This is a genomic window from Pantoea sp. RIT-PI-b (assembly GCF_001187905.1).
GTDB lineage: Bacteria > Pseudomonadota > Gammaproteobacteria > Enterobacterales > Enterobacteriaceae > Pantoea > Pantoea nemavictus.
This window is the reverse complement of record NZ_LGIS01000026.1, coordinates 163,645-181,802: the sequence shown is the minus strand read 5'-3', so window position 1 is coordinate 181,802 and position 18,158 is coordinate 163,645. Positions and strand designations below refer to the sequence as shown.

The window sequence follows — 18,158 nt, the reverse complement described above, 5'->3', positions numbered from 1 at the left end:
ATTACCTCGAAGGAGTTAATAAGCGCGAGAGATGACGCAAACGGATTAGGATTTCAGCGCATTGCACCGCGATGGGGCAGGAAATGCGAGGCAGGCGTGCAAAAAAGTGATGGCTCAATGAGAGGATGTGGTGCAGAAGTAGCCGGAAACGGGCAGAAATAGCGATAACGAAAGAGATCGAGCAGGAAAGAAGGTAATTAACCAGCAGGAAAACTTATGTGGGGCGGTGCGTGCTGTCCCTCACCCTAACCCTCTCCCGCACGCGGGAGAGGGAACCGACCGAATGGGAATATTGCGTTATGTGCGCGCTGTCCCTCACCCTAACCCTCTCCCGCTCGCGGGAGAGGGAACCGATTGTGCACATTCTTGATACGCAAAATAATTCGCGCTGTAGCAAGGCGGCCAGAAAATTCAGCCCCGGGAGCATAGTTCACTATGTGACCGGGGTGAATTTTCGCAGCCAACGCCGCTACAGCGCGAAGTATGAAGCGTATCAGCGTTTTTTGCGGTTGCGGTGCATATCAATGGACACTGCAGCGACGATGATGATGCCTTTAATAATGTCCTGCACATAAGCATCCACCCCAACAAAGGTGAAGCCGCTCTTAATCAGGCCAAGAATCACCGCACCAATCAGCGTACCGGTGATGCGTCCGACGCCGCCCATCAGGCTGCTGCCGCCGATAACCGCTGCGGCGATGGCGTCCAGCTCGTAGGCCATTCCCATACTTGACTGGCCGCTACTGACACGTGCCGCCAGCACGACACCGGCCAGGCCTGAGAGTGCACCCGCAATGGTGTAGACGATGATCAGGTACTTATTAACATTGATACCCGAGACTTTGGCGGAGGTCATGTTGCCGCCAATCGCGTAGACATATTTGCCGTAGCGGGTGTGTTTCAGCGCAATGTGGAACAGGAACGCGACGACCAGGAAGATAATCACCGGCATGCCGCCCTGGCCAATGGAGGTGAAGCCATCTGACAGGAAACTAATTGGGTTACCCTGCGTGTAGTACTGCGCCAGACCGCGCGCAGAGACCATCATACCGAGCGTGGCGATAAACGGTGGAATACCGGTTTTGGTAATCAGCACGCCGTTCATCACGCCACACAACAGCCCCACGCCAATCCCGGCGACAATCGGGATCACTGCCGGCAGGTTAACCAGCGATGGATACATCGGCGACAAGCTGTCAGAGGTTTGCGCCAGACTGGCCGCGACCACGGCCGTTAAGGCAATAACCGAACCAGACGACAGGTCGATACCGGTGGTGATAATGACTTGCGTCACGCCGACCGCAATAATACCGATAATCGCCACCTGCAGAATAATCAGCACCAGGCGGTTAGTGTTCATCAGGAAAGATTGGTCACGCACGTACCAACCGGCAATTTCAAAGATCAGGGCAATGCCCAACATGACAACAAAAATCCCGGTATCTTTTGGCAACTTATGACGCAGGTTACCAAAAAAAGAACTCTGTTCTGCGGCCTGCGGGGCCGTAATTTTTACGTTACTCATAGGTGTCTCACGCCTCACTCGGATGCCAACGACAAAATGGATTCCTGATTGGCCTCTTCTTTATCGAGGATGCCGGTTATACGTCCGCCGTGCATAACCATCACGCGGTCGCTCATGCCGAGAATTTCTGGCAGTTCGGACGACACCATGATGATGGCCACGCCGCGGTTTGCCAGTTCACTGATTAAGCGATAAATCTCTGCTTTTGCACCAACGTCAATGCCGCGCGTTGGCTCGTCGAGAATCAGGATCTTCGGTTGCGCCAGCAGCCAGCGGGCAATCAGCACCTTCTGCTGGTTACCGCCGCTGAGGTTATTGATGATCTGATCCATAGTCGGGGTTTTGATATTCAGCTTGCGAATCTGATCCATGCAGTCCTGCGCCATTTTGATGTGGCTGACAAAACCGCTTTTATGGGTGTAATCAGGCATGTTGACGATGCTCATGTTCTCCATCACCGACAACACCAGGAACAGCCCCGACTTTTTACGATCTTCCGTCAGGAACGCCATGCCCTTCTCAATCGCCGTGGACGGCGAATCGATCTTGACCGGCACACCATCAATCAGAATTTCACCGCTATCGAAACTCTCCATGCCGAACAGGCTTTCCATCACTTCGCTGCGTCCGGCGCCAACCAGTCCGGCCACGCCGAGGATTTCGCCTTTGCGCACCGTGAAGTTGATGTCGGTGAAGCGATCTTTGCAGGTCAGGTTGCGCACCGTCAGCACATCTTCGCCAATTTCACCGTTAAATTTCGGGAACAGCTGGGTCAGTTCGCGTCCTACCATCTGAGTAATCAGCGATTGGCGGGTATACTCGCTGGTGTTATTGCTACCGACCCACGCACCGTCGCGGAAGATACTGATCTCATCGGTAATAGCGAAAATCTCGTCCATCTTATGGCTGATATAGATGATGGCTTTGCCCTGCTCACGCAGGTCGCGGATGATGGTGAACAGATGCGCCACTTCGGTTTCCGTCAGGGCCGACGTCGGTTCATCCATAATCACGATGTCCGAATTCCACGACACCGCTTTCGCAATTTCCACCATCTGCTGTGAAGCGATACTCAGCTCGCCGACCATACGATCGGCTTTCAGACGGATATTCAGTCTATTGAGTAATTCCTGCGTCTGCTTATTCAGCTTGCCGTGATCAACAAAGCCGTACTTCATCGGTTCGCGACCGAGCCAAATGTTTTCAGCCACGGTCATGTGAGGCACCAGATTGAGCTCCTGATGAATCATGGAGATGCCGGAACGTAACGCATCCATGGTGTCCTGAAACTGCACTGGCTCCCCTTTAATGCGAATGGTGCCCTTATCGGGACGATACATCCCGATAAGGCATTTCATTAAAGTGGATTTGCCCGCGCCATTTTCACCCATCAGGGCATGTACCGACCCCGGTTTAATACGCAGTGAGACATTGTCGAGTGCCTTCACTCCGGGGAAGAACTTGCTGATGCCTTCGGCTTCAAGCGCAAAAGCGGTCATACATCACCTCCGTACGGCTAAGTCGGGAACGGGTTATTTCTGATTCTGGCTGGCGAATTTTTCGTAGTTTTCTTTGGTGATCAGCTGGAACGGGATATCGACCACTTTTTGCACTTTCTCGCCGTTAATCAGTTTGACCGCAGTTTGCACCGCACCTTCACCCTGGCCCTTAGCGTCCTGGAACACGCTAGCGACCATTTTGTCGTTCTTGATCATTTGCAGCGCATCGGGCGTACCATCGACACCCGCAACCAGGATGTGATTTGGGTTTTTACCCAGCGCCTGCAGCGCACCAATCGCCATTTCATCGTTGTTTGAGGCAATGGCCTGGATGTCGTCACCGGCGGTCAGCCAGTTACTCACCACGTCAACCGCATCGTTACGGGTGAATTTCGCGGTCTGTTTCTGCACCACTTTGATGTCCGGATATTTCGCCACTACCGCTTCAACACCTTTGGTGCGTTCGCGGGTGGATTCATTGGCCAAATCGCCTAACAGAATCGCCACGTTGCCTTTGCCGTTCATCTTCTTGGCTAACGCTTCCATCTGCAGACGGCCTGCCAGTTCAGAATCTGAACCGACAAACGCCATTTTATCTTTCAGCTCACCCGCCGGTTTACGGTTCACAAATACCAGCGGCACGCCGGCTTTCGCTGCCGCATCCACCAGTGGTTTCACCGCGTTGGTATCGACCGGGTTGACGATGATGGCGTCAACGCCCTGACCGATGAAGTTCTGCACCTGCTGCAGCTGTTGTGAAACGTCACCCTTTGCATCTTCGACCTGACCTTTAATGCCATCTTTGGTCATCTCTTTTTGCATTGCGGTGCGCAGAATAGTGAGGAAGTTGTCATCAAACAGCGCCATAGAAACGCCCACCTGAAGGTCTTTTGCCATCACTGCGGCAGGTAACATGCAAGCTAACAGGGAAGTCACTAACGCTTTTTTGAATTTCATAGGTAACCCTTCTTTTTCGTTAACAAGCTCAGGTTGGCTGATACCACGAATGAAAAATATCTTTTACATTCACTCAACATCGCTGGCGTTTTTTTTGTGGTTGTAGAGGTAAGGCTTCTGGTCTAACGCTATCGGTTTGCTATCGTCGTTTCTTACAACTTAATCTTTATCAGCTACTTATTTTCGAAATCCTGTTTCAGTTACCGCAAGTGGTTTCGCAGGTGATGATAAGCAGTTCATTTATTTCATCTAACTGACATTTGAAACTTTCATCATAAAAGCACTGAAATGATTGTTTTAAAATCGGCAAATAACAAAACTTTGACACGCCTCTAACATCTCACCAGAATTGCGTTTAAAGTGAGATCTTGCTGGCAGTTTAGAATCTGATCATTCAAGCCAGAAAAGCAGCATTCCGCTGCTTTTACGCGCACTTAAACCAAAAGTGTGCAGTCGGGCTTTGACAATGGGGATCGGCATCGATAATATGCGCCTCGTTCACACGATTCCTCTGTAGTTCAGTCGGTAGAACGGCGGACTGTTAATCCGTATGTCACTGGTTCGAGTCCAGTCAGAGGAGCCAAATTCAAAAATCCCGCTCAGGGAAACCTGAGCGGGATTTTGTGTTTTCTGTCATTCTAAAATTCTAATCTGATCGTTATTCAATAATCTCGTCTGGTCCCCCGTATTAATCCAGGTTATTTCTGAATGAAATTCCTCAGACAATAAAAATCACAATGCCTTAAATGTGTCATAAATCGCATTAATTTAATCAGCTATTTCTAAAAAAAGGAAAATCATCGTATAGTTTTCGCTCTTTGATTATGTACCTGGAGCGAAGGGAAATGGATATAACCAGACGTAAGATGGCTATGGGATTATTAACTTTGCCAGCGACAATGGTTTTAACTGGTTGTCAATCGGTTGCCAGCAATCAAACTTCCAGTAAACGAATGAACAAAATCGTTAGTGATAAGCTCAGCGAAGAATTAAATGATGAGTCTACCGTCAGAATATTAGCCCCTATATTATGGAGGCTAACTTTAATATGACACCGCCGACCCGACCGATATCTGAAGCCAGCACCCTTATTGCTTTCGCATTTGGTAATCGTCCAAATGCATCAGGTGATCCTAATCAGCTTGCCGAGCCGGGACCAATGAATGCGGAGCTAGCGCGCTGCTGTGCGGAAGTCTGGCGTAAAAAGCCCATGCCAATGTACGTACAATGGGAAATTGCACGTCACCTTAATACGCCAGCTTACGCAGATATTTCATCTACTGATATTATCTCTGTTGAACCGATTATCGATAATGGAAAACTCGTTTATTTGAGTACCGATGGCGTTGCGGCAGACATTATTAATAAGCATTTTAATGGCGCCCCCTCGGCTCTAAAGCAAACGGCCGTCATTGGTCATCGCGATCATGTTAAGCGTTGTATAATGACGTGCAAGGCCCGTCAGATATCCGCTTTTGCCCCGCAGGAAATTAAACTACCGGTATGGTACGACGAACTTTCCGACCAGCCCTGGACACGTAGACGAGATTTATACGTATTAACGGATATCACTGCTCAGTTAACGATGATGAAAGATGCCAATATTGCTCAGGCTTATCCTTCTTAACGAATTTGGTCACAATCCATAAATCTTAAATGATGTTATTGCCTCGTAGATTTACAGGCCAAATACGCAATGTCTTATTACTGCAAAGGCCGCTCTGGTAGATCTGAGCGACCTTATTTATAACCGCTGTATGATTGCTAAGATCATTTGACGTTACACCACAAATTCGTAATGTGAACCGTCCGGCAATTCGATATCCAGACGCAGTTTCCCTCCCGCTGCTTCGATATAGCGCTTCAGCGTTGAAAGCTTAAGGTCGCGGCCCGGCTTTTCCATGCCAGCAACGGTGGGTTGCTTGATATTAAGCGCCTGTGCCATTTCCACCTGGGTTTTCTGCACTTTCTCCCGCAGCTCCGCCAAATGAATGTTGAGTAAGGTCTCTTCCGCCACAGCCTTAGCTTCGGCAACCACTTCAGGCTTTTCATCTGCAAGGATCTGTTCTAGCGTTCTGCCCATCGCCTCTCTCCTTTTCATCTCTTGTTATCTAAGTACTCGGTAAACTCTCGGTCGGCCAATGGAATCATCTCAGCATAAAAGCGCTTTTCATTGCCTACTTTGCAGCCAGCACAAAGGACAATACCTGTCCGCCAACGGTCGAACGCGAAGAATGCCCGAATAGGATCGCCTTTACTCTGTACTCGCAGTTCTTTCATGTTGCTATAACGAGAACCTTTAATCGTATCTGCGTAAGGTCTGCATAGACCCGGACCTTTCTCTCGCAAAACGATAAGCCCTGCCAGCACACAAGCTCGGTCAGTATCATCAAGCGACATCAGCCAGCGATCAAATCTGTCGGTTGTTTCAATCTTCCACACAATTACCTCTCATCAATATAGGTTAAATGCTATATAGGTGTAAAGCGATAATCGAAGTGTGGCGTGATTAGACAACAGATGCATTAGGGGTGAATAGAAGTGTGGAGATAGATTCCAAAATGAAAGGTCGCTGTTTATGGCGACCAATAGCAAGATGCGCATTGCATTAATGCGCACCGCACGAAAAACAGCGCTGATTAATCGATGCCGCGTGGTAAATCCGCCAGCTCCAGACTGCTGCGGAAATCATTACCCACATAATCCGTATCAATCAGTTGGCGGCGACGCAGTTCCGGCAGCAGTCCGTTAAGCAGTAAATCCTGTTGGTCCGGCTGCCCGAGGCCGTGCAGTGAAATCACATCCAGCACGCCGGCCCGATAGCGCTGTTCAATGGCATCCGCCAGCGTTTCCGGCGTGCCAGCGACAAACCAGTGACCGGTCTCTTCGGCTTTGATGATCAGCTCGCGTAACGTCAATCCTTCCAGCGCATAGCCACGGAAGATGGCCGCGCGCCCCTGGCGGCGATGCACCTGTGACAACTCGGGAATCAATGCTGCCGCAAGCGGTTGGTCAAGCGGCGCATCGCGCAGATCGACCTCTCCGCCCAGCATATCTGCCACGCGTAATCTGCCTTGTTCAATGTTGATGCGCTCATGCTTATCGCGTACACGACGCGCCACATCGGCGTCGCTGTCACCAATGATGGCGTGGAACGAATTCATGATCAGCGGCGAATTGTGTTCGCGACCAAAACGCCTTGCGCGCTGCTGCACATCGGCGACAAACGCCTGCGCGGCCTCAAAGGTTGGCTGCGAGGTGTAAATCACTTCGGCGTAACGTGCGCCAAGCGTCACGCCCGCTTCAGACTGGCCCGCCTGGAACTGCACCGGACGGCGCTGCGGTGGTGGTGGCACGTTGAGCGGGCCCGCCACCTGGAAATAGTCGCCGCGATAGTTGATCGGATGCAGCTTTTGGTGATCGAGACGGATGCCGCCGCTGGCAGTGCGCTGCACCGCCGCGCGTTCGTTGGCGTCATACAGCGCATTCATGACCTCAATAAACTCAGTGGCGCGCGCGTAGCGCTCCTGCGGTGGCGGCAGTTGGCTTTCACCAAAGTTCTCTTCGCCGACCGAAGACGTCACCGCGTTCCAGCCCGCACGTCCACCGCTGATGTGATCCAGCGTGCCGACCTGACGCGCCAGATTGTAGGGATGCAGCCAGCTGGTGCTGACGGTGGCAATCAACCCGATGTGTGAGGTCACCTGGCTCAACGCCGCCAGCGCAATCAGCGGATCCTGGGTGCCGGTGGTGCCGGCTAACCCCGCCGGATCGGCTTGCAGTAAATCGGCGGTGAACAGCCCGGTAATCTTTTCGCGTTCTGCAATCTTCGCCAGTTCGATGGCGCGTGCCATGCCGACGCCTGGCTGAGCATCATTGGCGGCGGAGATAACACTGCTGGCGCCGACCAGCGTTTTCAATTTTCTGCGATAGGTTTGCGACACAACACTCTCCTTTATGGCTGGCGCGCGAAATCCGCTTTGACGTTGGTTAATGCATCCGCATCGGTCAGCAGACGTAAGCCGGTACGCGCCAGTACCCGCGCGCCAATCAGCAGCGCCTGATAGCCGCGTTCTGAGTTCGCTGCTTCACGGAACGGCACGGTGTGGAAAATTAGATCGTCAGGACCGATTTTCAGCCACGGATGCGCAGTCGGCACCGCATGGCTGATGTCACCGGCATCGGTCGACACTTTGTTCTTCTGTGGCGACAGATCAACCTGTTCGCCTGCGGCGCTAAACTCATCCAGCAGCAGCGCATCCAGCGCTGGATTGAGTTTGAAATCGCGCGGGCCAATTTGATGATCAATCTCGACGCGCGTGCCGGTGGCTAGCGCCACGCCTTCAGCGATAGCGCGCAGACGCGGTTCGAGTGATTCGACAACGTCACGGCTGTCGGCGCGAATGTAGTAATGCGCCGAAGCATATTCCGGGATCACGTTCGGGGCCTGACCGCCGTTGGTAATAATGCCGTGCACGCGCACGCCGTCGGGCAGTTGCTGGCGCAGCACGCTGATGCCGTTGTACAGCAGCACCAAGGCATCCAGCGCGTTAATGCCCTCATGCGGCGCGCTGGCGGCATGCGATGGCTTGCCGTAAAAATGAAAATAGAGGTGATTGTTGGCCAGCGTTGACTCGGTCAAGCGGGTTTTACCGGCGGGATGCACCATCAGCGCCACGTCGACCTCTTTAATCAATCCGGCTTCGACAAAGCGTTTCTTCACGTTGCCTTTGGGGCCGCCCGGCCCGGCTAATCCGCCCTCTTCAGCTGGCGTACCCAGCACCACTACGCGGCCACCGGTTTCTTCCAGTACCTGAGAAAGTGTGATTGCTGCCGCCACGCTGGTCGTGCCGATCAGATTGTGGCCGCAGGCGTGTCCGATACCGATCAGCGCATCATATTCCGCCAGAAAAGCGATGGTTGGGCCAGGTTTGCTGCTGCGCTTCACCGCATAGAAGGCGGTTTCATGTCCGGCGACGTTACGGGTGACGTCAAAACCCTGCGCCGTCAGCAGCTGTGTCAGCTGTTCGCTGGCGAAATACTCGTTGTTGCCGGTTTCGGGGTTTTGAAATATCGCCTGCGAGACCTTGAGATAGGCGGCGCTGTGCTGTTCGAGGCTGTTTTCAAGCGTGAGCTGAAGGGCGTTCAGCGTCATAGTCATTCTCCTTTTGCTATGCGGTCGCCATAAATGGCGACCCTACGGTGAATCGGGGCCGATGGCGGAATGGGCGATGCGGAATGACGGCAGATAGCGGTGTTGTAGGGTGCGCATTGATGCGCACCTGGCTACGCATGACGCTTATCAATGCGCTGCACCAGGCGGTCGCCGATCCATTGAATGCCGCATACCAACACAATCAACACCGCGATAACCGCGATCATCACCGAGGTTTCAAAACGCTGATAACCGTAGCGGATCGCCAGATCGCCCAGCCCGCCCGCACCAATCGCACCGGCCATTGCTGAAGCACCAATCAGCGCCACCAGCGTGACCACAAAGCCGGAAAGAATGCCGGGCAGCGCTTCCGGGATCAGCACATCCCAGACGATGCGCAGTTTACTGGCACCCATGGCGCGTACCGCATCGATCAAGCCGCGATCGACATCGCGCAGCGAAACTTCCGCCACGCGTGCGAAGTACGGTGTTGCGGTGATCGACAACGGCACAATCGCCGCCCAGGTACCGAGCGACGTTCCCACCAGGAAGCGGGTAAAGGGAATCAGCGCCACCAGCAAAATAATGAACGGCAGCGAGCGGAAGCTGTTGATGACCAGGCCAAGCACGCGATTGATCGCCCGATGTTCAGCAATGCCGCCGGGGCTGGTCATCACCAGAATCAGGCCGAGCGGCAAGCCCGCCAGCAGCGAAAACAGGCCGGAAATGGCGGTCATCAATACCGTTTCGCCCAGCGCATTGAGCAGTAAATCAATCATGACTGGTGACATAACCTACCAACTCCACTTGTGCCTGCTGCGCGTGCAGCCAGCTGAGAATCTGTTGCTCATCGGCGGCATTCGCCACCGGGAGCGCGATAAAGAAACGCACCACCGCGTAGTGCTGGATATGATCGACACCGCCTTGCAGCAGGCGGAATTTGCCCGGCAGCGCCGCGGCAAAACGCGTCAGCAGATCGCCCTGCGCATCGTCGCCGGCAAAGTGCACGCTGTAGATGGCTTCACCCTGCGGTTGATCGCTCACGCGCGCGGCCAGGTTTTCCGGCAGCTGCGGCAACAAGCCGCGCAGCAGCGTGCGCGTCAGCGCCGATTGCGGATGAGCAAATACCTGCCACACCGGACCTTGTTCGATAATTTGCCCGGCATCAATCACCGCCACGCGATGCGCGACAGATTTGATCACCTCCATCTCGTGGGTAATCAGCAGAATAGTGATGCCAAGTTTTTGATTAAGGGATTTGAGCAGCGCCAGAATTGAGCGCGTAGTTTCCGGATCGAGTGCGGAAGTGGCTTCATCACACAGCAGCAGCGCCGGACTGGCCGCCAGCGCACGCGCAATACCGACGCGCTGTTTCTGACCGCCGGATAACGCCGCCGGATAGCTTTGCGCTTTGTCCGCTAATCCCACCAATTCCAGCAATTCCGCTACGCGCTGCTGGCGTTGCGCTTTATCCATGCCAGCGATTTTCAGCGGCAGCGCCACGTTCTGCGCCACGGTTTTCGCCGACAGCAGATTGAAGTGCTGGAACACCATGCCGACGCGGCTGCGCACCGTTTGTAACTGTTTTTCTGACAGGCCGGTGATGTTCCGGCCTTCGATTTCGATGACGCCTTCATCAGGTTGCTCCAGCCCGTTAAGACAGCGGATTAGCGTGGATTTCCCCGCCCCGCTGCGCCCAATCAGGCCAAGAATTTCGCCTTTCTGCACCGTTAACGAAATATCGCGTAGCGCCTGCGTCTGTCCGAAGCGCCGCGACACACCTTGCAGGCGCACCACGCTGGTGCTGTTGCGAAACGTCACCTGCGCCTCGTCATGCGTACTGTCGGCCACGCCGCGCGTTAAAGCGTTAAAGGGCGTTTCGGCTGCTGAGAATAGCGTCATCTTTCTGTTCCTTACCAGGCTGTCTCACCGGTGCCTTTGTAGACCTTGTCAAACACGGTCTTCACAGCATCGTTCTGATAAGAAGAGACCAGCGTTTTCACCCATGGCGCGCTGACGTTCTCTTTCTTCACCGCAATGAAGTTGTTGTACGGGTTATCTTTTACCGGCTCCTGGGCAATGCGGTCTGCGGCGGTCAGGCCACTTTTCAGCGCCCAGTCGGTGTTCACCACCGCAGCATCCAGATCGGGAACAGAGCGGCCAATGATGCCGGAATCCAGCTCTTTGATTTGCAGATGATGGGGGTTAGCGGTGATATCAGCGGTGGTCGCCGCGATGCCCACGCCCGGTTTCAGTTTGATCAGCCCCTGCTGCTCCAGCAGCACCAGGCCGCGCGCTTCGTTGGAGGGATCGTTTGGCACGCCAATGACCGCGCCCTCTTTCAGCTCGGCGGCCGTTTTTACTTTCTTCGAGTAGAGACCAATCGGCCAGACGGCGGTATCGCCCACGCGTACGATATCGTAGTGATTCACCTTGATTTGGTTATTCAGGAACGGCTGATGCTGGAAGGCGTTGGCGTCCACCTCACCGTTTTGTAGCGCTTCGTTCGGCTGGTTGTAGTCGTTGAAGATGACCGTTTTCACCGTCAGGCCTTTGCTGGCGGCCTGCTTGATGACTTCGCGCCAGACATCTTCATCTTCGCCGCTCATAATGCCGACTTTGATTGAGGTTTTATCCGCCGCATGCGCGATGGACAACGGCGACAGCGCCGCACTCGCCAGCAGCAAAGCGCCGGCGGTTAACAGAAATTTATTTTTTACCGAGGCCAAACGTGTGTGCATAAAATGTTTCCCAATCGTTATAATTGCGCGAGTCAAAATAAGCTGTCGTAACGACAGATGACCGCAGTATACGCAGTTGCTTATTCCTGCATTATGATTTATTCGGGAATGCTATTCCTGAAATGCATAAAGGCATAACGCCGCTCGCATCGCCACAAGCGCGAAAATGGCTGTGTTATCCTTCCCCTTTTGATTGACCTGTTACTGAGCGCTATGTCGGACACCATAACCAAACGAAAAAATGACCCTGAAGGGCTCAAGAGACGCATCCTCGCCGGTGCGCTGAAAATGTTTGCCGAGTTCGGCATGCAGGGCGCGCGGCTGGAGCAGATCGCTGAGCACGCCCAAACCACCAAACGCATGGTGGTGTATCACTTCGGTAATAAAGAGCAGCTCTATATCGAGGTGCTGGAGCAGGTGTATCAGGCGATTCGTCAGCATGAAACCGGCCTGAACCTGGCGGCGATGGAGCCGGAGCTGGCGATGACCAAACTGGTGGAGGCCAGCTTTGATTATCATGTTTCGCATCCGGATTTTATGCGGCTGGTGTGTACCGAAAACCTGCTGCGCGGCCGCTACATCATGCAATCGGAACGTATTAAAACGCTGAATAAGAGTGCGCTTGATGTGCTCGACGACATCCTGACGCGCGGTCAGCAGCAGGGGCTGTTTATTCAGGAGCTGGATACCGTCGATGTGCACCGCCTGCTCAGCAGCATTTGCGTGCATCACGTTTCCAATCGCTACACCTTTCATACGCTGTTCACGCCAAACGATAGCGAGGAGGACAGCATCCGCCGTAATCGGCAGTTAGCGGTCACCGCCACCTTGCGATATGTGCGCAAAGCCCCGTAGTCTGCGGCCTCGCTGTGATGGTCTACGCTTAAAAGCTCGGGACCGTCACAGACCTCAGACTAAGGAACGCCGTAGTGAACAAAGACCCCCACCTTTATCCCTTACGCCATACGCACAACACCGACCAGGATAGCGCTCTGTGGAACTGGGCGCAGAACACGGTGGTTGGTCAGCGCAGTCAGTTACAGCAGCCGCAAAACGAAGCGGAGTTACAACAACTGCTGCGTAGCGCCAATGGCAACGTGCGCGTGCTGGGCAGTCGTCTATCACCCGGTCGTATGCTGGGCGTGGATGAGCAGGATCTGTTGCTGGATCTCAGCGCCTTTAATGGCGTGATGGCGCAAGATGCGGATAGCGTGACCTTTGCTGCCGGCACCCCGCTGGAGCAGGTCTATAGCGCGCTGACCGATATGGATCGCATGCTGGCGTCCTCGCCAGGTGTGATTGCGGTGCAAACGCTGGCGGGCGCAATGGCGACCGGCACCCACGGCCAGGGTTTAGGCCAAAGCTCGCTGGCCGATGAAGCGTTGCGCATCCGTATGGTGCTGGCTGACGGCAGCGTGCGTGAATTTGTACGCGGCGAGCCTGATTTCGCGGCGGCACAGGTTTCACTCGGCACGCTGGGCATCGTGACCGCCGTTACGCTGCGTACGCGCCCTTTCCGCCTGTTTACATGCCACAAGTTCGCTGTTCCTGCCGATAAGCTGGAGCAGGATCTGGTCGTGTGGAATCAGCAATATGAGATGAGCAAAGCCTGGTGGTTTGTTGATGACAATCTAATGCATGTGTGGAATGCACAGCAGGCCAGCGATGAAGAGACGCAAGCCTGGTATGCCAATCAGCGCGAGGTGATTGAGCACGGCGACGATACCGACAGCAGCCTGAACGACACCATCGACCAGACGCTGGCGCAGATGCATCGTGACACGCAGATTCACGGCAAAGGCGGCAAACAATTCCGCACCGTGACGCGCTTCCGCGACTTTACCGACATCAGCGGCGATATCTATCAGCTGTTTTGCCGTGGCATTGCCGTGCCGCAAATCAACGTGGAGATCGGCGTGCCGCTGGAGAAAACGCCGCAGATTATCAGCAAGATTAAAGCGTGGTATGCCGAGAACCATCCGCATATGCACTACCCGATTATCCTGCGTTGTACCGGCGCGTCTGAAGCCTGGCTCAGCCCGGCTTACCAGCATGCCACCTGCTTCTTCGGCTTTGTGGTCTATTACGCCGATGATGGCTCGCTGTCGGAAGATGGCCTGCACTTTCTTACCGAAGTGGAGAAGCTGCTGGCGGCCGAGGGTGGACGTCCGCACTGGGGCAAATATTACGATCCCCAGCGCTACCAGTGGCGCGATATCTATCCGCAATGGGACGCTTTCCGTGATGTGCGTAACCAGCTCGATCCACAACGCCGTTTTAGCAATGACTATGTCACTGCTTTGTTTGATTAAGTTTGAAGGGGAGAAACCATGTTTGCATGGGTAACGCTGTTAACGCAGCCTGACTATTTTATTGGTGTGAAAGCGCTGCATCGTTCGTTGAAACGCAGCGAAACACGCTGGCCGCTGATTGTGATGGTGACAGACGCTATCGATCTGGAAACGCGCGAAGCGTTGCAGGCGCTTGGCTGCGTAATCCATCCGGTTGAACCGCTGATGCCCAATGCCGAGCTAGAGCAGCATTACGCTTCGGCGCAATTTGGCGAAGTGTGGAGCAAGCTGCGCGCGTGGGAGCTGGTCGACTGCGAGCGCGTGGTGTTTCTGGATGCCGATATGCTGGTGCTGCGCAATATGGACGAGCTGTTCACGCTCGATCTCGGCAAGCATGCGCTGGCGGCCTGTCACGCCTGTCGCTGCAATCCGAATAAAATCGCCAGTTATCCGGCCAGCTGGCAGCCGGAGAATTGTCACTATACGTGGCAGGATCGCGGCGAACCGGCCCCGTCCACGCTCGATCGCTATCTCAACGGCGGCTTCCTGGTGCTGAAGCCTGATTTGTCGGTGTTTAAGTGGTTACAAGAGAAAGTGGCGGAGATTAGCGATCTGCGCCGTTATCCCTTCTCCGAGCAGGATTTGCTCAATGAAGTGTTCGAAAATCGCTGGCTGCCGCTGCCCTACATCTACAATGCGCTGAAAACCCTGCCGTTCCAGCACAGCGCGATGTGGCGCGAAGAAGATGTGAAGAATTTGCACTTCATTCTGGCCAAACCGTGGAAGCGCGATTTGAACCAACCCAAAGCTGAGCGCGACCGTTACTACGCGCTGGATAAGCTGTGGTGGGAGTTAGCGGCGGAATAATTTGGAACAGCGCGATAAATCGCGCCGCTACAGGATTGTTCCCTTATTGTAGCGGCGCAATTTATTGCGCATAGATTCATACAGGTGCGCACTGCTGCGCACCTGGAGATTTAACGCCAGCCCAACTCGGGCGCGACGTGGGTGAGGATGCTTTCAATCACGTGCGCACAGTAATCCACGCCGAGCTGATTCGGGATGGTCAACAGCAGCGTATCGGCTTCGGCAATGCCTTCATCCTGCGCCAGCTGTTGGATCAGCTTATCGGGCTCGGCGGCGTAGCTGCGGCCAAAAATGGCGCGGGTTTTCTCGTCGAGGAAACCAACCGAATCCTGATCCTGTCCGCTACGGCCAAAGTAGGCGCGGTCGGTGTCGTTGGTCAGCGCAAAGATACTGCGGCTCACCGAGACACGCGGCGTGCGTTGATGTCCCGCGGCTTCCCAGGCTGCGCGATAGGCTCGAATCTGTTTCGCCTGCTGCACATGGAACGGCTCGCCGGTTTCATCATCTTTCAGGGTAGAGCTTTGCAGGTTCATGCCCTGCTGTGCCGCCCAAATCGATGTCGCGTTGGAACCGGATCCCCACCAGATACGCTCACGCAAACCGGCCGAGAAGGGCTCAAGACGCAGCAAGCCCGGCGGATTCGGGAACATCGGCTGTGGATTAGGTTTGGCAAAACCTTCGCCGCGTAGCACTTCCAGCAGCTCTTCGGTGTGACGACGGCCCATATCGGCATCGCTTTCACCGTTCTGTGGATCAAAACCAAAGTAACGATAACCTTCAATCACCTGCTCCGGTGAACCACGGCTCAGACCAAGCTGCAGACGACCGTTGGAGATCAGATCCGCCGCGCCCGCATCCTCCGCCATATACAGCGGATTTTCGTAACGCATATCGATAACGCCGGTACCAATTTCGATCTTTTTAGTACGCGCACCCACCGCCGCCAGCAGCGGGAACGGCGAGCTAAGCTGCCGGGCAAAGTGATGCACGCGGAAATAGGCGCCATCGGCACCCAACTCTTCGGCAGCGACCGCTAAATCAATCGATTGCAGCAGCACGTCCTGCGCCGAGCGGGTTGCGGACTGCGATGACGGCGTCCAGTGACCAAAGGATAAAAAGCCAATATTTTTCATGCTGAAATTCTCCTCGTGAGCCACGCAGGCCCGAACGTTTCAATGCAGCAAGGTTACGCCAGACCCGAGATGACTGATAGCCAATAGATTTCGCGCGCTTCATCAACTTTTTTGCATAAGTAAGAAAAAGAGATTCTTTGTGATGGTCACCGTTATCAATCATCTTTGGCGGTATATTCCCGCTTTAGCAGGTTCAGTAGGGTTATGAGTAAAGGGACAGCGGCTTATCTCAATACGCAACAGCGCGAGGTGATACATCAACTGGCGCGCAGCTGGCTGTGGCGCAGCGAACTGCCGACATGGCTATTAATGGTGGTGATTTATAGCGGCTGGTTTGCCAGCGTCATCTACTGGCAAACGCTGGGATTAACCGTCAGCACGCTGCTGCTGATCCTTTTCACTACCTGGTATATGTCGCTGCAGCACGAGCTGATTCACGGCCATCCAACGCGCTTTCCCCGCCTCAACCAGCTGTTCGGCACGCTGCCGCTGGCGGTGTGGTATCCCTATGGTCTATATCGTGATTCGCATCTGGCGCATCATCGTAATCACACCCTGACCGATCCCGACGAAGATCCTGAAACCTATTACCTTGCGCCGGAACGCTGGGCGCAGCTCAAGCCGTGGCAGCAGCAGGTGATTCATCTACACAATACCTTTCCCGGGCGTTTGCTGCTGGGTCCGCTGCTGGACATGGCCGCGACCATCAAAACCTGCGTAAACGCCTTTAGTCAACGCGATAAACCTGCCATGGCGATGTGGATCAGCCATCTCACACTGCTGAGCGGACTGTTTTACTGGATGACGCAGCAGGGCTTCTCGCCGCTGTGGTTGGTGCTGGCGGTAAGTTATCCGGCGCTGATGCTGACCAAAGTGCGCTCATTCTACGAACATCGCGCAGAAGAAGAACCGCTGGCACGTTCGGTGAATAACGAAGCGGCGCTGCCGTGGCGCCTGCTGTTCCTCAATCTCAACTATCATTCTGTACATCACGATCTGCCCGGTTTGCCGTGGTATGGCCTGCGCAAAGTCTATTTGCTGTATCGCGATGGCTACCATGTCCGTAATCACGGTTTTCGCGTCGCCGGTTATGGCGAATGGTTGACGCGCTTCTGGCGCAAATCGGTCGAGGTTAATGCCCATCCGGGCACGCAAAAGGATGCACAGGATGCCCATCATTTCGTTACCGATGTACGACATCAATCATCAGGCTACCGTCGGCCTGACCGCAGCGCTAACGACGCTGCTGCAGCAACGCGACGTGCCGGCTGAGGTCGCGTGGCCGCAGGATTTACTGCCGCACTGGCGTGATGACAATGTGTTGCTGAGCCAAACCTGCGGCTATCCGCTGGTCGAACTGCTGCCGGATGTGCAGCTGGTTGGTACCTTTCAGTCAAGCGCGCAAGGCTGCGACGGACTGCGCTATCGCAGTTGGCTGGTAGCGCGCCGCGAAGACGAGCAGCTGATGCTGAGTGATTTTCGCGGACGGCGCGCGGTGTGCAACAGCAACGATTCTCACTCCGGCTTTAATGCGCTGCGCTACGTAATTGCGCCGCTGGCGCACGCTGGCAGATTCTTTAGCGCAACCCACTTTAGCGGCAGCCATCGGCAATCGCTGGCGGCGCTGCGTAGCGGCCAGGCGGATATCGCCGCCATCGACTGCATCACCTGGGCGCTGCTGCGCCGCAATTTCCCGGAGGAGCTGGCGGGGCTGGAGATTATCGGCGAAACGCCGCTGTGCGCCGCGCTGCCGCTGATTACCTCCGCCAAAACCGATGCGGCAACGCTGGTAAAACTGCGCAGCGCGCTGAAAGAACTGACCAGCGATCGGCGTTATCAGGATCTGCTGGATGAGAGTTTGATAGGCGGGTTCAGCGTCACCGATCGGGCGTTTTATGCTGAAGTAAAAGCGTGGAAAGATTACGCCGAGGTGCACGGCGTAACGACGTTGTAATGTCAAGGTGCGCATGAATGCGCACCCTACTGTAGG

The 18,158-nt window shown here is 54.6% G+C and carries 17 protein-coding genes and 1 tRNA gene; 7 read left to right on the top strand and 11 right to left on the bottom strand.

All coding sequences use genetic code 11. The features are described 5' to 3' along the window. Positions 1-493 precede the first annotated feature (493 nt). The 3 genes from AC790_RS16890 to AC790_RS16880 are packed head-to-tail and all read right to left on the bottom strand — an operon-like array spanning position 494 to position 3,981. Positions 494-1,525 carry an ABC transporter permease gene (locus tag AC790_RS16890; protein ID WP_049852518.1) on the bottom strand — a complete coding sequence of 344 codons (1,032 nt, stop codon included), beginning with the start codon at positions 1,523-1,525 and terminating at the stop codon, positions 494-496. Positions 1,526-1,539: 14 nt separating this feature from the next. After that, complete coding sequence (locus AC790_RS16885; protein WP_007890987.1) at positions 1,540-3,024, bottom strand: sugar ABC transporter ATP-binding protein; 1,485 nt, start codon at positions 3,022-3,024, stop codon at positions 1,540-1,542. A 33-nt stretch (positions 3,025-3,057) separates the two neighbouring features. Beyond that, on the bottom strand, positions 3,058-3,981 hold the full coding sequence (locus AC790_RS16880; protein WP_049852517.1) for a sugar ABC transporter substrate-binding protein: 924 nt from the start codon (positions 3,979-3,981) through the stop codon (positions 3,058-3,060). Positions 3,982-4,488: 507 nt separating this feature from the next. Between AC790_RS16880 and AC790_RS16875 the strand changes: the two genes are divergently transcribed. Both AC790_RS16875 and AC790_RS16870 read left to right on the top strand, forming a co-directional pair. After that, a tRNA-Asn gene (locus tag AC790_RS16875) sits at positions 4,489-4,564 on the top strand. A 465-nt stretch (positions 4,565-5,029) separates the two neighbouring features. Further along, on the top strand, positions 5,030-5,608 hold the full coding sequence (locus AC790_RS16870) for a hypothetical protein (RefSeq protein ID WP_200902274.1): 579 nt from the start codon (positions 5,030-5,032) through the stop codon (positions 5,606-5,608). A 153-nt stretch (positions 5,609-5,761) separates the two neighbouring features. Here the strand turns inward: AC790_RS16870 and AC790_RS16865 are convergent, their stop codons facing one another. The 7 genes from AC790_RS16865 to AC790_RS16835 form a co-directional block, all read right to left on the bottom strand. Then, positions 5,762-6,064, bottom strand: a complete 303-nt coding sequence (locus tag AC790_RS16865; protein ID WP_049852516.1) for a helix-turn-helix domain-containing protein — start codon at positions 6,062-6,064, stop codon at positions 5,762-5,764. 14 nt (positions 6,065-6,078) lie between these two features. After that, complete coding sequence (locus AC790_RS16860) at positions 6,079-6,423, bottom strand: type II toxin-antitoxin system RelE/ParE family toxin (RefSeq protein ID WP_007890993.1); 345 nt, start codon at positions 6,421-6,423, stop codon at positions 6,079-6,081. Positions 6,424-6,620: 197 nt separating this feature from the next. Further along, positions 6,621-7,925: an NtaA/DmoA family FMN-dependent monooxygenase gene (locus AC790_RS16855; RefSeq protein WP_049852515.1), complete on the bottom strand. Its 1,305-nt coding sequence runs from the start codon at positions 7,923-7,925 to the stop codon at positions 6,621-6,623. Between the two features lie 11 nt (positions 7,926-7,936). Then, entirely contained in the window at positions 7,937-9,136 is a 1,200-nt protein-coding gene (locus AC790_RS16850; protein ID WP_049852514.1) for a M20 family metallopeptidase, read from the bottom strand. A gap of 131 nt (positions 9,137-9,267) precedes the next feature. Continuing rightward, the gene (locus tag AC790_RS16845) at positions 9,268-9,927 is read right to left on the bottom strand and encodes a methionine ABC transporter permease (protein WP_007890997.1); all 660 of its coding nucleotides are present in this window, start codon (positions 9,925-9,927) and stop codon (positions 9,268-9,270) included. Further along, positions 9,908-11,038, bottom strand: a complete 1,131-nt coding sequence (locus tag AC790_RS16840) for a methionine ABC transporter ATP-binding protein (protein WP_049852513.1) — start codon at positions 11,036-11,038, stop codon at positions 9,908-9,910. The genes AC790_RS16845 and AC790_RS16840 overlap by 20 nt, the downstream gene beginning before the upstream one ends. Positions 11,039-11,049: 11 nt before the next feature. Next, complete coding sequence (locus tag AC790_RS16835; RefSeq protein WP_007891001.1) at positions 11,050-11,877, bottom strand: MetQ/NlpA family ABC transporter substrate-binding protein; 828 nt, start codon at positions 11,875-11,877, stop codon at positions 11,050-11,052. 213 nt (positions 11,878-12,090) lie between these two features. On the opposite strand from AC790_RS16835, the gene AC790_RS16830 reads away from it, so the two are divergent. The 3 genes from AC790_RS16830 to AC790_RS16820 all read left to right on the top strand — a co-directional run bounded on the left by AC790_RS16830 (position 12,091) and on the right by AC790_RS16820 (position 15,035). Beyond that, positions 12,091-12,732 (top strand): TetR family transcriptional regulator, encoded by a 642-nt coding sequence (locus AC790_RS16830; protein ID WP_036621675.1) that lies wholly within the window; start codon positions 12,091-12,093, stop codon positions 12,730-12,732. 74 nt (positions 12,733-12,806) lie between these two features. Then, positions 12,807-14,189: a D-arabinono-1,4-lactone oxidase gene (locus AC790_RS16825; protein WP_049852512.1), complete on the top strand. Its 1,383-nt coding sequence runs from the start codon at positions 12,807-12,809 to the stop codon at positions 14,187-14,189. An 18-nt stretch (positions 14,190-14,207) separates the two neighbouring features. Beyond that, a complete protein-coding gene (locus AC790_RS16820; RefSeq protein WP_049852511.1) occupies positions 14,208-15,035 on the top strand; it encodes a glycosyltransferase family 8 protein in 828 nt (275 codons plus the stop codon). 110 nt (positions 15,036-15,145) lie between these two features. Here the strand turns inward: AC790_RS16820 and AC790_RS16815 are convergent, their stop codons facing one another. Continuing rightward, positions 15,146-16,168 carry an LLM class flavin-dependent oxidoreductase gene (locus AC790_RS16815; protein WP_007891009.1) on the bottom strand — a complete coding sequence of 341 codons (1,023 nt, stop codon included), beginning with the start codon at positions 16,166-16,168 and terminating at the stop codon, positions 15,146-15,148. A 204-nt stretch (positions 16,169-16,372) separates the two neighbouring features. Here AC790_RS16815 and AC790_RS16810 point away from each other — a divergent pair, with 204 nt between their 5' ends. Both AC790_RS16810 and AC790_RS16805 read left to right on the top strand, forming a co-directional pair. Next, a complete protein-coding gene (locus tag AC790_RS16810; protein ID WP_049852510.1) occupies positions 16,373-17,440 on the top strand; it encodes a fatty acid desaturase in 1,068 nt (355 codons plus the stop codon). Continuing rightward, the gene (locus tag AC790_RS16805) at positions 17,337-18,122 is read left to right on the top strand and encodes a phosphate/phosphite/phosphonate ABC transporter substrate-binding protein (protein WP_152929139.1); all 786 of its coding nucleotides are present in this window, start codon (positions 17,337-17,339) and stop codon (positions 18,120-18,122) included. Before AC790_RS16810 ends, AC790_RS16805 begins: the two co-directional genes overlap by 104 nt. Positions 18,123-18,158 lie beyond the last annotated feature (36 nt).